The organism is Mesorhizobium sp. B2-7-2, from assembly GCF_006440775.1.
In the GTDB taxonomy this organism is placed as follows: Bacteria; Pseudomonadota; Alphaproteobacteria; order Rhizobiales; family Rhizobiaceae; genus Mesorhizobium.
Map to the genome: position 1 here is coordinate 26,797 of NZ_VFTZ01000030.1, position 17,443 is coordinate 44,239.

Here is a 17,443-nt window from a genome sequence, read left to right on the forward strand (position 1 = left end):
GACCGCCCCATCCCCTCTGGAACAGCAGAATGTTAGTCCTTTCCCCGGTTCTGGAAAAGCATCAATTAGAAGAAACTAATGTCCTAAGACCTTCGACCTCATCTTTGGGCCATTTCAGACAAAAACGGCCCCTTTCGGAGCCGTTTGTCTTGATGGAATTGCGCCTCCACGCGCCTTTTCTCAGGTGAGCGGCGACAGCTGGATTTCGACGCGGCGGTTCTGCTCGCGGCCGGCGGCGGTCGCATTGGATGCGATCGGGCGGGTCTTGCCGAAGCCGGTAACGGCGAAGCGGCGCTGGTCGACGCCCTGGCCGGACAGGTAATTTGCGACGGCAAGCGCGCGACGCTGCGACAGGTCGAAATTGTGCTCGTCGCCGCCGGTCGAATCGGTGTGGCCGAACACGTCCACTGTGGTCTGGCGGAACTTCTTCAGCACCAGCGCGACCGAATTCAGCACCGGATAGAAGCCCGGCTTCACCGCGTCCTGGTCGACATTGAAGGTGATGTCGGACGGCATGTTGAGGATGATCTGGTCGCCGCTGCGGGTGACGCTGACGCCGGTGCCCTGCAATTGACGGCGAAGCTCGGCCTCGTTCTGGTCCATCGTCGCGCCGATCGCGCCGCCGGCGAGCGCGCCGATGCCGGCGCCGATCAACGCGTTGCGGCGGTCATTGCCACCGGCCAGCAGGCCAAGGCTGGCGCCTGCCAGGGCGCCGAGGCCGGCACCGGCCGCCGTGTTGGAGATCTTCTGGTCACCCGTATACGGATCGGTGGTGGTGCAGGCGCTCACCAATAGAGCCGCCGCCACGGCGACGAGCACAGTCTTCTTCATGAGATTGGTCCCTCTCCAATTCGCGGTCTTTGCGACCGCGCCAAATCAGCCCTTCCGCAGCCTTGTAACATGAAATGCGGCGAAAAACGGAACGGGAATGCCGCCGGTAAAGTCCGGCGGTGGCTCCCCTGTCGGCTCTACCACAAATTCTTGCCGTCGATGACCACCACCTCGACCTTGTCCAGATCGAAATCATCGAACAGGCGCGAATTGACGCTGATCTTCGGGTTGTCGAAATCCGGCTTTCCGGTCGACCAATCAGGCGTCTCGGTGAAGGTGCCGCAGCCGCAAATGGCGCAGAAACCATGCTTCACCGTCTTTGAGCCCCAGCGATAGAAGGAGACATTCTCCGGCGGGCTCGTCAGCCTGAATTGCGACGGCACATAATAGGCCCATAACGAACCCCGCTTCGAGCAGAACGAGCATGTGCATTGCGTCACCGTCCGCGGCGCCTCGGCAACCTCGAAGGTTGTCGCCTTGCAGTGACAGCTTCCCCTGATGGTCATGGACTCAACCCCTCCGTTGTCCGCCGCGCCCTCAGTTTCACGCAATTCCGAGCGGAAAACCGCTACGCACTTCTCCTGGAATTGCGCGTCCTGGGTGCACGCAATTCCGGGCGGAAAACCGCTACGCACTTTTCCTGGAATTGCGCATCCTGGGTGCACGCAATTCCGGACGGAAAACCGCTACGCACTTTTCCTGGAATTGCTCGGTGCAAGGCAACATAAAGAAACCGTCCTGACAACCGTCTGTCAGCAACGTCGGCAGCCTTCTCCTGCCGTGGATCGAGCCCCAGCGCCTCGCCTTCCGCGGCAGGTTCAGAGCCCTAGTAAGAGGGAGGCGGCACGAACAGGCAGATGGTCTTGCCGGCGTCGAGCCCGGCCTGGTGCGCACACCAGTGGTACTCGCCGTCGGGCGAATTCTTGACCCGCTTGTCGGCATAAGCCACCACCTCGCCCGTACCCTTTATGACGTAGCCCTCGGGCCGCTCGCTGATCGACGACTGCGGCACCTCCTTGCAATCGTAGTTGGCACAACAGGCAAAGGGGTATTTCCAGCCTTGCGGCATGGCCGCGGTGGGCTGGGCGTCGTGCGCAGCAGCCGGTGGCGCCAGCGCTGCGATCGCTCCAACGGCGAACAGGGAGAACAAAAGTCGGCCAGCCGGTCGAACGGCTTGGGCCGATCTTGATATGGCAGCAGACATCGAAGCGTTCCTTTCGAGCATCAAGCGTTTTCGCTTGCCCGTTCCCGGAACGTGTCTTCCCAGTGGCCGGATCGTCGGTCGCAGATATGCCGCATCCGGCCATAAATGCTTTTTACCCAGCCCGAAGGCTGGGCTGATTCCCTGGCTGGCGCAAGCATCCGCTTGCCAACGGCAATGCCGCGCTTCACGCCAACCTCTGCCATCCAGAATCGTGCGTCGGCTTGGTTAATGAGCGGTTAGCCGCGCGGATCTGGTGCCCGACAACGAGATTCGGCTCAAGCTGGTTCCAGACGTTCAGTCGGGAACGTGCTCATCATACTGCGGCAGGTCGTCGGCGATTGTGAACCACTTCGCCTTGGACCCGACAAAAATGTGCGCGCTCGGCCGTATGGTCGGATCGTCGACCAGCGTACCCATGGCGACATGCACGTAGGCGCCGTCGCGGACCAACGAATAGATGAGCGAGCCGCATCGCCCGCAATGCGCGTCGTGGCCGCTCTCGTCGCCGAAGATCAGAAGCCCGCCCTCGCCCGCGATGAGACGGAACTTGGCGCGCTCGATGCCGGCGAACGGCTTGAACGCGGAGCCTGTCGTGCGCCGGCAGTTCGAGCAATGGCAGTTCGCCGCGTAAACGAATTCGTCCGCAACGTCATAGTGGACGGCGCCGCAGAAGCATTTTCCCGCAAGTACCCGAGACACCGGTTCCTCCTTCGTCCCCAGGCGGGATATGTTCAGATTCAGGTCAGGCTGAGCCGAGAATGATGGTTTCCGAGAACCGGAGCGGAGCGTACTTCAGTACGTGAGCACCGGAAGCGCAGGAAATCATCATTCGCAGGCCAGCCTCACCTGAATGTGGGCATATCCTAGTCGAGGTCCGCCACCGCTTCGCCGGCGCCGCCCTCGATGCGATGCGAGAGCGAGGCTTCCATGAATTCGTCGAGGTCGCCGTCGAGCACGCTCGAAGGCGAGGTGCTTTCGACGCCGGTGCGCAGATCCTTCACAAGCTGATAGGGCTGCAGCACGTAAGAGCGGATCTGGTGCCCCCAACCGATGTCGCTCTTCGACGCTTCCGTCGCATTGGCGACCGCCTCGCGCTTCTTCAGCTCTTCCTCGTAAAGCCGCGAGCGCAGCATTTCCCAAGCCTTGGCGCGGTTCTTGTGCTGCGAGCGCTCAGCCTGGCAGGCGACCGCTATGCCGGTCGCCAGATGGGTGATGCGCACCGCAGAGTCGGTGGTGTTGACGTGCTGGCCGCCCGAACCCGAGGAACGATAGGTGTCGATGCGCACGTCGGATTCGGAAACATTGATGTCGATCGAGTCATCGATGACCGGATAGACCCAGACGCTGGCGAAGGAGGTGTGGCGCCGCGCGTTGCTGTCGTAAGGCGAAATACGCACCAGGCGATGGACGCCGGACTCCGTCTTAAGCCAGCCATAGGCGTTGTGGCCCTTGATCATCACGGTGGCGGACTTGATGCCCGCTTCTTCGCCGTCATGGACTTCCAGCACCTCGACCTTAAAGCGGCGACGCTCGGCCCAGCGCGTGTACATGCGCAGGAGCATCGAGGCCCAGTCCTGGCTCTCGGTGCCGCCGGCGCCGGCATGGATTTCGAGATAGGTGTCGTTGGCGTCGGCCTCGCCCGACAGCAGCGTTTCGACCTGGCGCGCCTTCGCCTCGCCCTGCATCGAACGCAGCGCCGCCTCCGCTTCCGCGATGATGCCGTCGTCGCCCTCTTCCTCGCCGAGCTCGATCAGGCCGATATTGTCTTCCAGCGCCTGCGTCATCCCCTTGACGGCAGCGATGCCGTCCTCGAGCTCCTGGCGCTCCCGCATCAGCTTCTGCGCTTCGATCGGATCATTCCAGAGACTGGAATCCTCGGCGCGCGAATTCAGGTATTCAAGCCGCTTTACAGCCTGATCCCAGTCAAAGATGCCTCCTCAGCAGGGTTATCGCCTGCCTGATCTCGTCGACGATGTTGAGCGTTTCCGCGCGCATGGCTCTTGGTTCGGTCCTGTTCTTTTCGGTCTTTTTCGGAATAGGCGCGATACATAGGCACGGCATCGCTGCCTGTAAAGCGAAATGGGCCGGCACCACCCTGCCGGCCCATCGCGAAAATCCGGCAAGGTCAGTAGAGGCCGCCGCCGCCGTCCTGGATGGCTTGGTTGGCCTGCGGCGACAGCGCTCCGCCCGAACCGTTCGAGCCATCCGCGCCCATGCCGATCACCCAGTAGCTGTCAGCCGGACCGGTGCCAGGCTTGAAAGCCTCGATGATGGTGTTCGGATCGCCTTCGGCGGCACGCATGCCGGTCTTGCGGTTGATTGCGATCAGCTTCATGCCGTCGGGAACCTGGAAGTCGGTGTTCGGCTTGCCGTCGAGCGCAACGCGCATGAAGTCCTTGAAGATCGGGGCCGCCAAGCCGCCGCCGGTAGCGCCGTGGCCAAGGCCGCGCGGCGTGTCATAGCCCATATAGAGGCCGACGACGAGGTTCGGGGTGAAGCCGATGAACCAGGCGTCCTTCTCGTCATTGGTCGTGCCGGTCTTGCCGGCGATGTGGCGGCCGAGCTCGCCGATGGTGGCGCCGGTGCCGCGCTGCACGACGCCCTCCATCATCGAGGTGATCTGGTATGCGGTCATCGGATCGAGCACCTGCTCGGAGTTGTCGACCAGCTCCGGCTCGGTCTGGTTCTTCCACTCGGTCGCATTGCAGCCTTCGCAGCCGCGCTCGTCCTGCTTGAACACCGTCTTGCCGTAACGGTCCTGGATGCGGTCGATCAGCGAGGGTTTAATCGATTTGCCGCCATTGGCCATGATCGAATAGGCCGACACCATGCGCATGACGGTCGTCTCGCCCGAGCCCAGCGCCATCGGCAGATAGGGCGCCAGATGATCGTAGACGCCGAAGCGCTCGGCATATTCCACGACCAGCTTCATGCCCATGTCGTTGGCCAGCCGCACGGTCATCAGATTGCGCGACTTTTCGATGCCCGAGCGCAAGGTGGCCGGGCCGGCGACCGTGCCGTCATAGTTCTTCGGCGTCCAGGTGGTGTTGCCGCTCTGGATGGTGATCGGGCCGTCCATGATCACCGAAGCCGGCGTGTAGCCATTGTCGAGCGCCGCCGAATAGACGATCGGCTTGAACGAGGAACCGGGCTGGCGCATCGCCTGGGTGGCGCGGTTGAATTCCGACTGCGCATAGGAGAAGCCGCCGACCATGGCGAGCACGCGGCCGGTGTGCGGATCCATGGCGACGAGGCCGCCTTCCACCTCCGGCACCTGGCGCAGCATGTAGGTGTCGTCGGACCCGTCGTTCTTCTGCACGAAGATCACGTCGCCGGGTTCCAGCACGTCGGCCGGAGACTTCGCCCTGACGGACTTGCCGTTGACGAAGTGGCGCATGGCGAAGCCCATGTCCTCCTTGCTGACGGTGCCCTGGACGCGTTCCTTGACCAGATCGCCGGAAATCTGCCGCGTCGGCTGGATGCCGATGGTCAGCCCGGTTGCCGAGCTGTCGAGCACGACGGCCAGCGTCCATTCCGGAACGTCCTCGAGACCCTTCACATTGCCGAGCGGCACGCCCCAGTCGCCGGAGACGTCGATATGCGTCACCGGACCGCGATAGCCGCGCAGCATGTCGTATTTGAGCAGGCCGTTCTGCATCGCCTTGCGCGCGATAAGCTGGATATTCGGATCGAGCGTGGTGCGCACCGACAGGCCGCCCTCGTAAAGCGCATTCTCACCGTAGCGCGCGATGATCTGGCGGCGGACTTCCTCGGTGAAGTACTCGCCGGCAAACAGATAGGAACCGTTGCGGCGCGGCGTCACGCCGAGCGGTTCGGCCTTGGCCTTGTCGCCCTCCTCGCGGGTGACGTAGCCATTCTCGACCATCTGGTCGATGACCCAGTTGCGGCGCTCCAGGGCACGGTCGGCGTGCTTGAAGGGGTGATAGTTGTTCGGGCCTTTCGGCAACGAGGCGAGATAAGCGGCTTCCGCGACTGTCAGCTCGTTGACGGACTTGTCGAAATAGGTGAGCGCGGCGCCCGCGACGCCGTAGGCGCCAAAGCCGAAGAAGATTTCGTTGAGATAGAGCTCGAGGATGCGGTCCTTCGAATAGGCCTGCTCGATGCGGAAGGCCAGGATCATCTCCTTGATCTTGCGCTCATAGGTCTGATCGGAAGAGAGCAGGAAGTTCTTCGCCACCTGTTGGGTGATCGTCGAGGCGCCGACCTGCCGCCGGCCCGAACCGAGATTCTGCAGGTTGACGATGATGGCGCGGCCAAGTCCGGTGATGTCGATGCCGGGATGGTTGTAGAAATTCTTGTCCTCGGCCGACATGAAAGCGGCCTTGACGCGATCCGGGATGGCCTGGATCGGCAGATAGAGACGCCGTTCGCGCGCATATTCGGCCATCAGCGCGCCGTCGGAGGCGTGGATGCGCGTCGTCACCGGCGGTTCGTATTTGGCCAGAACCTCGTAGTCGGGCAGGTCCTTGGTCAGATGGCTGATATAGATGGCAAGACCGGCCGCCACCAGCAGCGCCAGCGTCGTGCCGATGCCAAAGAAATAGCCGATGAGACGAATCATGCCCGCTCCAGTCCGAGGTTCGGGAATTTCCTAAACGAAGCCGACAGTCGCGCAAGCTTCCCGGGGCGGTCCCAATCCGCAATCGAAAAACCCATGTCGCGGCCATGTGGACAAAATACGGCAGCGCGAAATTTGAGGACTCGGTTGCCGAATAATAACGCCGGGTGTTGTTGTCATGCAACGCCGCTTGCGGTTGCAGACGTCCGGCAGTTGCGGGCAGGTCCGGCGGGGTCAGCCGCCCGTCGCGGTTCCGGCCTTGGCGGCGGCAAACAGGGCAACCGCGTTGGTTATGCTTTGCGCCGCCTTGCCGCGCCAGTCGGCGTTCAGCAGTTGCGCCTCGTCCTTGTTGTTGGAGAGGTAGCCGAGCTCGACCAGGACGGACGGCACGTCCGGGGCCTTGAGCACCCTGAAGCCGGCCGAGCGCTGCGGATTGTTGATCATGCCGACGCTGGTCGACAGCTGACCCACCAGCGTGTGGGCGAAGCTCATCGAGAAGCCATGGGTCTCACGGCGGATCAGGTCGATCAGAATGTCGGTGACTTCCTTGTTGTCGTCCTCGATCTTCATTCCGGCGAACTGGTCGGACAGGTTCTCGCGATCGGCGAGCGCCTGGGCTTCCGGGTCGGAAGCCTTGTCGGAAAGCGTGTAGACCGTGGCACCGCGAAGACCTTTGACGGCGATCGTATCGGCATGGACGGAGATCAAAAGATCGGCCTCGTGCTGGCGCGCGATGCGCACGCGTTCGTCGAGCGCCAGGTACACGTCGTTGTCCCGTGTCATGTAGACATCGTATTTGCCGACCGCGGCCAGCTTGTCGCGCAGTTCCTTGGCAAAAGCGAGCGTGACGTCCTTCTCGACCGTGCCGGCGGAGCTTTCGGCGCCGCCATCGACACCGCCATGGCCGGGATCGATGACAACCGTGAAGCGGTGGCCGGGCGCCGAGACCGGTCCGGTGCCGACCCGTTCGCCCTTTTCGGTCGAAACCGTCGAACCGGTCGTCAGCGACTGGTTGGCGAGAGCTTCGTCGAACTCCCGCTCGGAGGCAGCCGACATATCGATGGCGATGCGGTAGCCGCTGCCGTCGTCATTCTTGAGCACGTCGAGCTTTTCGACGACGAAAGGGCCCTTGCCGGTGAGGATCAGGCGCGAGCCATGTCCCTGATCGCCGTAGCGAACGGCCCGTACAAGACCCCGCGGCTTCACATCCTTGGCATCGAGCGCGAATCGCGTGCGCGGCAGATCGACGACCAGGCGATTGGGACCGCGCAGCAGGAACCATTTGACGTCCGGCTCGTGGTCGAAATTCACGACGATGCGCATCTTCGTGGCGTCGCCGGCCATCTTGTAGCCGGTTGCGCCAAGCAGGGTGTCGGCGTGCGCGGCGGCGACGAAACAGGACAGGACCGCCAGCAGCAAGCCAGTCCAGGTAACGCGCAGGAGATGCCCGGTGGCCCCATCCCTCTTGTCTGCGGCGCCCGCCAATCCCATCTCTTATCCGTCGCTCCCGGTTTGACGCATTGCGCCCGGTCTTCTCGCAGAATGCCTGTCAGGCCGCCAACCCGATTAACGATTGGTATTCAGAGAAGGTTAACCAAGCCTTTCATGGAGCGGGACGAAGGCGCCTTCCCCAGGGGAAGCGCTTTTTGCCGGCATCCGAAATCGGGGTTGCCTTCCATCCCGCCAAATCATAAAAGCGACATTGGATCACTGCAATCCTGGAACCGCTCGCCTCAGCAGTTTCCTGCCAAAGGCTGGATGCAAAGGCGGCTCCTTTACCCTTCCAGGCTCAGGTGGTCGCGACGATTTTCGCAGGCGTGCCCTCGTGGCGGGGGAATCGCCTGCGTGAGGAAAACGGCCGGGTTTGTCCCGCGCCGGCTCTTTATGAGCAAACAAGCTGGTCCGGCTTAGTCCGGGCTTTGGTTCAAAAGGTTCTGCCGGGTGCCGATGGCTTCAAGCGCAATCATGGAAAGGTCCGCATCAAACCGCGCCGTAATGGCTGCGGGCGGCACCGCCATTGCGCTCAAGCGGCGGCCGGCGGACATTCAATTATCCGGCATGCACACAGATACAGGCGCACAGCGGCGGGCATTGCCACGCCAGCTGCGGCCGTCGGCTGCCGGCAGGAAACAAAATAATGCCCAACAAGATGCTGATAGACGCCTCCCACCCGGAGGAAACACGCGTTGTTGTCGTTCGCGGTAACCGCATCGAAGAATTCGACTTTGAATCCCAGGACAAAAAGCAGCTCAAAGGAAACATCTATCTCGCCCGCGTAACCCGCGTCGAACCGTCCCTCCAGGCGGCCTTTGTCGAATATGGCGGCAACCGTCACGGTTTTCTCGCCTTTAGCGAAATTCATCCCGATTATTACCAGATCCCGGTCGCCGACCGTCAGGCTCTGCTGCGCGCCGAGGCGCAGGAGGCCGAGGACGAAGACGACGAGGAAGCGGAGAACGGCGAAGAGCAGCAGGCGCGCGATCGCGGCGGCCGGCGCAACCGCCGGCGCGGCGGCAAGAACCGCGACCGCGGCGAGCACAAGCACGCTTCCTCGGAGAACGAGGAAAGCCCGGCCGAAGCAACAGCCGTTGACGAAACCGCCGCTGAGATTGCCGAGGGCGAGGAAGCCGGGGGCGAGACCGCCGCTACCCCGGCAGAAAATGCCGGAACAGCCTCCGAGGCCGTCGAGGCCGTATCGGAAGCGACTGAAGGCGCCGAGGCTGCCGGAGATGACGCCACGGACGACGACGATGGTAAGCCTTCCGAAGGCGGCCCTACTTCGATTGCGGCGAGCATCGATGCCGACGTGATTTCCGAGGCGATGCCGCAGGCGGATCAGCAAAGCGGCGAAGCCGCCGCCAGCGACGATGATCGCGGCATGCTGGAGGACGTCTCGGCCTCGCATTCGGACGAGCACGAGGTCGAATCGGTCGGCGCCGAGGACGCGCTCGAGGAAATCCGCAACCGCCGCAAGCCGGTGCGTCGTCAGTACAAGATCCAGGAAGTCATAAAGCGCCGGCAGATCCTTTTGGTGCAGGTGGTCAAGGAAGAGCGCGGCAACAAGGGCGCGGCGCTCACCACCTATCTGTCGCTTGCCGGCCGCTATTCGGTGCTGATGCCGAACACGGCGCGCGGCGGCGGCATCTCGCGCAAGATCACCAACGCCCAGGACCGCAAGCGGTTGAAGGAGGTCGTGGCCGATCTCGACGTGCCGCAGGGCATGGGCGTCATCCTGCGCACCGCCGGCGAAAGCCGCACCAAGGCCGAGATCAAGCGCGACTACGAATACCTGATGCGGCTATGGGAAAACGTCCGCAACCTGACGCTGCAGTCCTCGGCCCCGGCCCTGGTCTATGAGGAAGGCAGCCTGATCAAGCGTTCGGTGCGCGACCTCTACAACAAGGACATCGACGAGATCCTTGTCTCCGGCGAAGACGGCTACCGCGAGGCCAAGGATTTCATGCGCATGCTGATGCCGAGCCACGCCAAGGTGGTTCAGCCGTTCCGCGACACCACGCCGATCTTCGTGCGCAACGGCATCGAAGCGCAGCTCGACCGCATGCTGCAGCCGCAGGTGACGCTGAAGAGCGGCGGCTACATCATCATCAACCAGACCGAGGCGCTGGTTTCGATCGACGTCAACTCCGGCCGCTCCACCAAGGAGCATTCGATCGAGGAGACGGCGCTCCACACCAATCTGGAAGCGGCGGAGGAAGTCGCGCGGCAGTTGCGATTGCGCGACCTTGCCGGCCTGATCGTCATCGACTTCATCGACATGGAGGAGAACCGCAACAACCGCTCCGTCGAGAAACGGCTGAAGGATCACCTTAAGAACGACCGCGCCCGTATCCAGGTAGGCCGCATCTCGCACTTCGGCCTGATGGAAATGTCGCGCCAGCGCATCCGCGCCAGCGTGCTGGAATCGACCATGAAGCCTTGCCCGCATTGCGGCGGCACGGGCCATGTGCGCTCCGATTCCTCCGTGGCGCTGATGGTCGTGCGGGCGATCGAAGAATTCCTGCTCAAGGATTCGCGCAGCCACATCATCGTGCGCACGCCGTCGGCGACCGCGCTCTATGTGCTCAACCATAAGCGCGCCAACCTGGTGGAGCTCGAAGCCCGCTTCGGCCTGACGATCACGATCGAGGCTGACGAGACGCTCGGCACCCAGCATTACGCGATCTTCCGCGGCGCCATCGCCGAGAAGCCGGAAGGCTTTGTCGAGGTGCGCAGCCTGCCGGCCTATGTCGAGCCGGACGAGCCCGAGGACGAGATCGTCGTCGAGGAAGCGGAGGAGGAGGTCTCGGTCCAGGCCGAACAGCCGCGCCACGGGCAGCAGGACCAGCACCAGCAGCGGTCCGAGGATGGCGAAAGCCGTGACCGCAAGCGTCGCAAGCGCCGGCGGCGGCGTGGCGGCAGGGATCGCGACCGCGAGCACAATGGGGACGTCGCGGCGGCGCCGACGGAAGCCGGCGAAACCGATGACGACGAGACGACGGACGAGGCCGCCGAGGAGGCAACCGTGGGCGGTGAGGCTGTAGCGGCCGCTGCCGACGACGGTTCCGGAAAGAAGCGCCGGCGCGGGAAGCGCGGCGGCAAGCGCAACCGCCGTGAGGACGAAGCTTCGGAGGCCGTTGCCGGCGAAACTGTCGGCGATATCGAGGGTGAGTCGGTTGAAGGCCAAGACGCCGTAAGCGAGCCGGCGATGGCCGCTCCTGCGGAGCAACCTGCTGCTCCCGCCGCGGCTAACGACGATGCCGAGGCGGTCGAAAAGCCGAAGAAGCCCCGCCGTTCGAGGGCCAAGAAGGTGGCTGAGGAAGCCGTGGCCGAGACGGTATCGGAGCCTGTGGCCGAGGCCCAGGTCGCGCCCGTGGCTGCCGAGCCGGAGCCGGAGCCGACGGCTGCCGCTCTCGCGGACACCGAGGCGGAGCCTGCCGCCAATGCCCATCCAACGCGGCGCAAGCCACAGTCAGTCGATGCGCCGGTTGTTCCCGTCGTGTCTTCGAACGTGTCCGACGAGGCCAAGGCCGAAGAGAAGCCGAAGCGCGCCGGCTGGTGGCAGCGCAAGGGTTTTTTCTAAACCTTCCAGATCGTTAAGCTGATCTTTTGAAACAATCCCGCGCTATATCCGGCGCGGGATTTTTCATTTCGCCGCCTGCTTTTTCAGCGCCGTTCCGGGTGGAAACCGCCAACGCTTTGCTGCTTTACGGCGCGAAGATCGACCAGTTCATCATCCGGGCGAGCTTCTCCATGGCGATGGAGCCGAGCTTGGAGTTGCCGTTCTCGTTGAGGCCGGGCGACCACACCGCCAGCGAAGCAACCCCTGGCACGATGCCGAGAATGCCGCCGCCGACACCGCTTTTGCCGGGGATGCCGACGCGGAAGGCAAAATCGCCGGAACCGTCATAATGGCCGCAGGTCAGCATCAGCGCGCCGATGCGGCGTGCCCGTTCGGCCGAGACGACCGAATGCCCGGTCGCCGGGTTCCTGCCGCCATTGGCAAGAAACCGGCCGGCCATGGCGAGCTGACGGCAGCTCATGGCAACCGCGCAATGGTGGAAATAGACACCCAGCGCGAGCTCGGGAGCATGATGGAGATTGCCGAAGGATTTCATGTAGTTGGCCAGGGCAAAGTTGCGGTGGCCGGTGGCGCGCTCGGAGGCCGCCACCTCGCGATCGATGATGATCGTGTCGTCATCGGCGAGGAACTGAATGAAGCGCAGGATTTCGCCGATCGCCTCACGCGGCTGATGGCCGGCGAGCAGGACGTCGGAGACGACGATGGCGCCGGCATTGATGAACGGATTGCGCGGGATGCCGTTCTCATGCTCGAGCTGGACGATCGAGTTGAACGGGTTGCCGGATGGCTCGCGGCCGACGCGATGCCATAACGCATCGCCGACCTTGCCCAGCGCCAGCGTGAGCGTGAAGACTTTCGAGACGCTCTGGATCGAAAAGGGCTGATCGGCATCGCCGGCCAGTATGACGCGGCCGTCATTGGTCACGGCGGCAATGCCGAATTTCTTCGGATCGACCTTGCCCAACTGCGGGATGTAGGTCGCCACCTCGCCGCGATCGGTGCGCTCCGCCATTTCGGCGGCGACTTCGGCCAATGCCTGCTCGAGCTCCGGCATCTATTTCAGCCAGCGTTCGATGCGCGCCAGCGCCTCGACCATGTCGTCATGGCTGCCGGCATAGGAAAAGCGCATGGTGCGATGGCCCTGCAGCGGGTCGAAATCGCGGCCGGGCGTTGCCGCGACATGCGCCTCGGCCAGCATCTTGCGCGCAAAAGCCATGCTGTCATTGGTGTGGCGCGTGACATCGCAGAACGCATAGAAGGCGCCGTCCATCGGTGCGGCGAGCGCAAAGCCGAGTTCCGGCAGGCGCTTCATCAGAAGGTCGCGGTTCCAGGCGTAGCGCGCCTTCACCTTTTCCAGTTCCTGCGTTGCCTTGAACGCCTCGATCGCCGCGATCTGCGACAGTTCCGGCGGCGAGATATAGAGGCTCTGGGCGACACGCTCGACCGGCCGCACAAGCTCCTCCGGCAGCACCATCCAGCCGATCCGCCAGCCGGTCATGCAATAGTATTTCGAGAAGGAATTGATCGCGGTCACGCCGGCGCCATGAGCCAGCGCGGTGACATCCGGCGCCGCGTAGGCCAGCCTGTGATAGATTTCGTCGGAGATCACGGCGATGCCGAGCTCTTCGGCAGTGTTCACCAGCGCGGCAAGCTCATTGGCCGCAATCACCGCGCCGGTCGGATTGGCGGGACTGGCGAACAGCACGCCCTTCAGCGGCTTCCCGCGATGCGCGACCTTGAGGTGCTCGGCATGCAGGTAGGCATCCGAGCCGAGCTCGATTTCGACGATCTCGATGCCGAGCGCGGCCATGATGTTGCGGTAGGCGGGATAGCCGGGCGCGGCGATAGCGACACGGTCGCCCGGATCGAACATGGCCAGGAAAGCCAGGTTGAAGGCGGCCGACGAGCCGGTCGTGACGGCGATGCGCGATGGCGCGACGTCGATACCATAGTGCTCGCCGTAATGCGCGGCGATCGCGTTGCGCAGATCGGCCAGGCCCAAGGCGTCGGTGTAGCCGATGCGGCCATGCCGCAGGGCCGCGGCCGCCGCCTCGCGGACGCCGACCGGCGCGGGATCCGACGGCTGGCCGACCGCCATCGACACCACGGGCACGCCGGCGGCTTTCAGCCGGTTGGCTTCGGCCAGGATGTCCATGGCGTGGAACGGCTCGACTTCTCCGCGGCGCGAAAGCGAAACGACCATCTGACCTCTTCCAACTGCTCTATTTCGGCGAATTCTGGACGCAAGCCAGAGCAGACTTGCCCTAACTGCCCTAGTTACGGGACAGCGCCGCACAAATGCCCGATTGATATGGGGATCACAAGCGCGCAGGAAGTTGCCGGCGCCGACTTTTCATCTTTCGCCCGCTCGTCTACCAGTGGACCTATGTTGAGCCGACCCCGACCGTTAATTGGCAAAGCGACCTCACTCAGCCGAACCGCGCGCGGCTTCGCGACGCTTCTGCTGGCCGCCACCGTTGCTTTGTCGAGCTCGGTCAGCGCTTTCGCGCAAGGCGTGCCCGTGGTGCGCGACGCCGAGATCGAGGCGCTGGTGCGCGATTATGCCCGGCCGATCTTCGAGGCGGCGGGGCTTGCCAATGACGGCATCGACATCGTTCTGGTCAACGACCAGAGTTTCAACGCCTTCGTCACCGGGCGGCGGCTGTTCATCAACACCGGCGCGCTGGTGACCGCCGAAACGCCGAACGAGATCATCGGCGTCATCGCGCACGAGGCCGGCCATATCGCCGGCGGCCACCAGGAGAAATTGCGCGACCAGCTCGACCGCGCCAAGACCATGGCCATCATCGCCACGCTGCTCGGCGCCGGCGCCATGGTGGCCGGCGCCACCACCAACAGCCGCGGCCTTGCCGGCGCCGGCATGGGGGTGGCCGCCGGCGGCGGCGAGATGGCGCAGCGCTCGATCCTTGCCTATCAGCGCACCGAAGAGATCACCGCCGACCGTTCGGCGATCACCTATCTGAACGCCACCGGCCAGTCCGGCATGGGCATGCTGAAGACCTTCGCCCGCTTCCAGAGCGCGCTTTCGCTCGCCGGCACCCAGGTCGATCCCTACCGGATCAGCCATCCGATGCCGCAGGAGCGCATCGCCAACCTCGAAGTCCTCGTCAAGCAAAGCCCCTTCGTCAACGCTGTCGACCCGCCGGCACTGCAGCAGCGGCACGACATGATGCGCATCAAGATCGCCGCTTATATGCAGGGCCAGGCAGCCGTCGCGCGGCTGATGCGCAAGAACCCGACCAGCCTCGCCTCGCGCTATGGCGACGCGCAGCAGACCTATCTTTACGGCAATCCGGGCGCGGCGCTCACCAAGACGGCGGCGCTGATCAAGGAACAACCGAAGAATCCCTATTTCCAGGAATTGCGCGGCGATATCCTGATGAAGGCCAACAAGCCGAAGGACGCGGCGGACGCCTATGCCAAGGCGGCCAGCCTCGATCCCGCGCGATCCGGCCTGCTGCTGGTTTCGGTCGGCCAGTCGCTGATGGCGGTCGGCACGCCCGATTCGCTGAAAAAGGCTGTCACCCAGCTCAACAACGGCGTCGCGCGGGACAGGGAGAATTCCGAAGCCTATCGTTTTCTGGCGCAGGCATATGGCGAGCTCGGTGACATTCCGGCCGCCGATCTTGCCACCGCCGAGGGTCACTATTATGCGGGCGACTACAAAAACGCTAAGATCTTCGCCATGCGCGCTCAACAGAAATTGAAGCGCGGCGAACCCCGCTGGGTCCGCGCGCAGGATATTATAAACTACACGCCATCGAACAAACTCAAATGAACCTCCCGGGCCCTGGCGGCGACCAAGGCGGACCGGAACGGGCAAAAGGAACGACGATATGAACAAGGCAATCCTGCTTGGCAGCGCCGGCGGTCTGGCGGTGGCGCTCGGCATGCTGGCTTTCGGCTTCATGGCGGGAAACCCGCAGCCCGCGAGGGCCGACACCGTGCAAGTCGCCCAGATCACGTCTTCCACCGATACCAAGGCCTCCGCCGACACCAAGATCGATCGCAAGGAGGTCGAAGGCATCATCCGCGATTATCTCTTGAAGAACCCGGAAGTTCTGCTCGAGGTGCAGGACGCGCTCGAGGCCAAGCAGAAGGAAGAGCAGCGGCTCGCCGCGCTCGGCGTCATCAAGGACTCCAAGGACGAGATCTTCAACTCCACCTTCGACGGCGTCGTCGGCAACCCGAAGGGCAAGGTCACGATCGTCGAGTTCTACGATTACAATTGCGGCTTCTGCAAACGCGCCATCGAGGACATGCAGGCGCTGACCAAGTCCGATCCGGACCTGCGCTTCGTGCTCAAGGAGTTCCCGATCCTCAGCCCGGATTCGCAGAAGGCCAGTGTCGTCTCCATGGCGTTCCACCTGATGCATCCGGAGAAGTATCGCGAGTTCCACACCGCGCTGCTCGGCGGCCAGGGTCGCGCCACCGAAGCGACCGCGATCAAGGTTGCGCTTTCGCTCGGCGCCGACGAGGCAGCGCTGCGCGAGAAGATGAAGGACCCGCGCATCGCCGAAACGCTCTCGCGCACCTATGACCTGGCGACGAAACTGTCGATCACCGGCACGCCGTCCTATGTGGTCGGCAACGAGGTGATCTTCGGAGCGCTCGGCCAGCAGGTTCTGGCGGAAAAGATCGAAGCGGCAAAGAGCGCGCTCTAGGCGCCCGCGGTGTAAAAGCCGGCCGCTGTGGACAGCGAAAGAACGCACTTGCGCTCTTTTCGCGGGCGGCTATGCCCATTATAGAGGCCCAGTGCGCCGGCTTGGGGTCGGCGCAGAACAAGGTCGGCATATTGAAAACGATTTTCGTCCTCAACGGTCCCAATCTCAATGCGCTCGGCAAGCGCGAGCCGGGGATTTACGGCGGCAAGACGCTTGCGGCCATCGCCGAGGACTGCAAGGCGGCCGGCGCCGCGCTCGGGCTCGAGATCGATTTTCGCCAATCCAATCATGAGGGCGATCTGGTCGACTGGATCCAGGAGGCCAGCGAGAAGGCGGCAGGCATCGTCATCAATCCCGGCGCCTACAGCCACACATCGATCGCCATCCACGACGCCATCCGCGCCGCAGCACCGCTGCCCGTCGCGGAAGTCCATCTTTCCAACATCCACGCGCGGGAGCCCTTCCGCCACGTCTCCATGGTCGCGCCGGTCGCTGTCGGCATGATCTGCGGGTTCGGGCCGCTCGGCTACACGCTCGCGCTGCAGGCACTGGCGGCTCGCCTGTGACCGGCCCCCAAACAGAAGGCTCGAAAATGTCGATAAAAAAGAACGGTGTTGACCAGCAACTGATCCGCGATCTGGCGGGTATTCTGAACGACACCAATCTGACCGAGATCGAGGTCGAGCTCGGCGATCTCAAGGTGCGCGTCTCGCGCCAGGCGCAGGCCGTCCATGCCGTGGCCGCGCCGCTTGCCGCGGCTGCTCCTGTTGCCGCGGCAGCGGCTCAGCCGGCAACAGCGGCCGGGGTCACCGATGTGTCCAAGAACGCAGTGCCCTCGCCGATGGTCGGCACCGCCTATCTGGCACCCTCGCCCGACGCCAAAGCGTTCATCGAGGTCGGCCAGAAGGTCAAGGAAGGCCAGACGCTGCTCATCATCGAAGCGATGAAGACGATGAACCAGATCCCCTCGCCGCGCGCCGGCACGGTGACGGCGATCCTTATCGAGGATGCCCAGCCGGTCGAATACGGCATGCCGCTGGTGGTTCTTGAGTAGCGCCGGGAAC

Annotated in this window: 15 protein-coding genes; 5 read left to right on the forward strand and 10 right to left on the reverse strand. The window is 63.6% G+C overall.

All coding sequences use genetic code 11. The features are described from left to right. Window positions 1-180: 180 nt before the first annotated feature. The 8 genes from FJ425_RS27880 to FJ425_RS31735 all read right to left on the reverse strand — a co-directional run bounded on the left by FJ425_RS27880 (window position 181) and on the right by FJ425_RS31735 (window position 8,659). The gene (locus FJ425_RS27880) at window positions 181-831 is read right to left on the reverse strand and encodes an OmpA family protein (RefSeq protein ID WP_140546436.1); all 651 of its coding nucleotides are present in this window, start codon (window positions 829-831) and stop codon (window positions 181-183) included. Window positions 832-968: 137 nt separating this feature from the next. After that, window positions 969-1,337 (reverse strand): GFA family protein, encoded by a 369-nt coding sequence (locus FJ425_RS27885; RefSeq protein ID WP_140546437.1) that lies wholly within the window; start codon window positions 1,335-1,337, stop codon window positions 969-971. Window positions 1,338-1,657: 320 nt separating this feature from the next. Next, the gene (locus FJ425_RS27890; RefSeq protein ID WP_095767886.1) at window positions 1,658-2,035 is read right to left on the reverse strand and encodes a hypothetical protein; all 378 of its coding nucleotides are present in this window, start codon (window positions 2,033-2,035) and stop codon (window positions 1,658-1,660) included. A gap of 294 nt (window positions 2,036-2,329) precedes the next feature. Next, on the reverse strand, window positions 2,330-2,734 hold the full coding sequence (locus FJ425_RS27895) for a GFA family protein (protein WP_140727433.1): 405 nt from the start codon (window positions 2,732-2,734) through the stop codon (window positions 2,330-2,332). Between the two features lie 164 nt (window positions 2,735-2,898). Further along, a protein-coding gene (gene prfB / locus FJ425_RS27900; RefSeq protein ID WP_140727435.1) for a peptide chain release factor 2 occupies window positions 2,899-4,030 on the reverse strand; the annotation gives its coding sequence in 2 pieces (ribosomal slippage) (window positions 2,899-3,963 and window positions 3,965-4,030; 1,131 coding nt in all). A 130-nt stretch (window positions 4,031-4,160) separates the two neighbouring features. Then, on the reverse strand, window positions 4,161-6,617 hold the full coding sequence (locus FJ425_RS27905; RefSeq protein ID WP_140727437.1) for a penicillin-binding protein 1A: 2,457 nt from the start codon (window positions 6,615-6,617) through the stop codon (window positions 4,161-4,163). Between the two features lie 231 nt (window positions 6,618-6,848). Next, window positions 6,849-8,105 carry an N-acetylmuramoyl-L-alanine amidase gene (locus tag FJ425_RS27910; RefSeq protein WP_140636757.1) on the reverse strand — a complete coding sequence of 419 codons (1,257 nt, stop codon included), beginning with the start codon at window positions 8,103-8,105 and terminating at the stop codon, window positions 6,849-6,851. A gap of 416 nt (window positions 8,106-8,521) precedes the next feature. Beyond that, complete coding sequence (locus FJ425_RS31735) at window positions 8,522-8,659, reverse strand: hypothetical protein (RefSeq protein ID WP_181165077.1); 138 nt, start codon at window positions 8,657-8,659, stop codon at window positions 8,522-8,524. A 92-nt stretch (window positions 8,660-8,751) separates the two neighbouring features. Here FJ425_RS31735 and FJ425_RS27915 point away from each other — a divergent pair, with 92 nt between their 5' ends. Continuing rightward, window positions 8,752-11,694 (forward strand): ribonuclease E/G, encoded by a 2,943-nt coding sequence (locus FJ425_RS27915; protein WP_140727439.1) that lies wholly within the window; start codon window positions 8,752-8,754, stop codon window positions 11,692-11,694. Between the two features lie 124 nt (window positions 11,695-11,818). On the opposite strand, the gene FJ425_RS27920 is transcribed toward FJ425_RS27915, so the two are convergent. Beyond that, window positions 11,819-12,748 (reverse strand): glutaminase, encoded by a 930-nt coding sequence (locus FJ425_RS27920; protein ID WP_140541364.1) that lies wholly within the window; start codon window positions 12,746-12,748, stop codon window positions 11,819-11,821. Then, window positions 12,749-13,897, reverse strand: a complete 1,149-nt coding sequence (locus tag FJ425_RS27925) for an aminotransferase class I/II-fold pyridoxal phosphate-dependent enzyme (RefSeq protein ID WP_140727441.1) — start codon at window positions 13,895-13,897, stop codon at window positions 12,749-12,751. A gap of 183 nt (window positions 13,898-14,080) precedes the next feature. Between FJ425_RS27925 and FJ425_RS27930 the strand changes: the two genes are divergently transcribed. The 4 genes from FJ425_RS27930 to accB all read left to right on the forward strand — a co-directional run bounded on the left by FJ425_RS27930 (window position 14,081) and on the right by accB (window position 17,433). Continuing rightward, window positions 14,081-15,493 (forward strand): M48 family metalloprotease, encoded by a 1,413-nt coding sequence (locus FJ425_RS27930; protein WP_140727443.1) that lies wholly within the window; start codon window positions 14,081-14,083, stop codon window positions 15,491-15,493. 58 nt (window positions 15,494-15,551) lie between these two features. After that, a complete protein-coding gene (locus tag FJ425_RS27935) occupies window positions 15,552-16,379 on the forward strand; it encodes a DsbA family protein (RefSeq protein ID WP_140727445.1) in 828 nt (275 codons plus the stop codon). Window positions 16,380-16,510: 131 nt separating this feature from the next. Further along, the gene (gene aroQ, locus FJ425_RS27940; RefSeq protein WP_095767887.1) at window positions 16,511-16,945 is read left to right on the forward strand and encodes a type II 3-dehydroquinate dehydratase; all 435 of its coding nucleotides are present in this window, start codon (window positions 16,511-16,513) and stop codon (window positions 16,943-16,945) included. A 26-nt stretch (window positions 16,946-16,971) separates the two neighbouring features. After that, a complete protein-coding gene (accB, locus tag FJ425_RS27945; RefSeq protein ID WP_140636748.1) occupies window positions 16,972-17,433 on the forward strand; it encodes an acetyl-CoA carboxylase biotin carboxyl carrier protein in 462 nt (153 codons plus the stop codon). The last annotated feature ends 10 nt before the right edge of the window (window positions 17,434-17,443 follow it).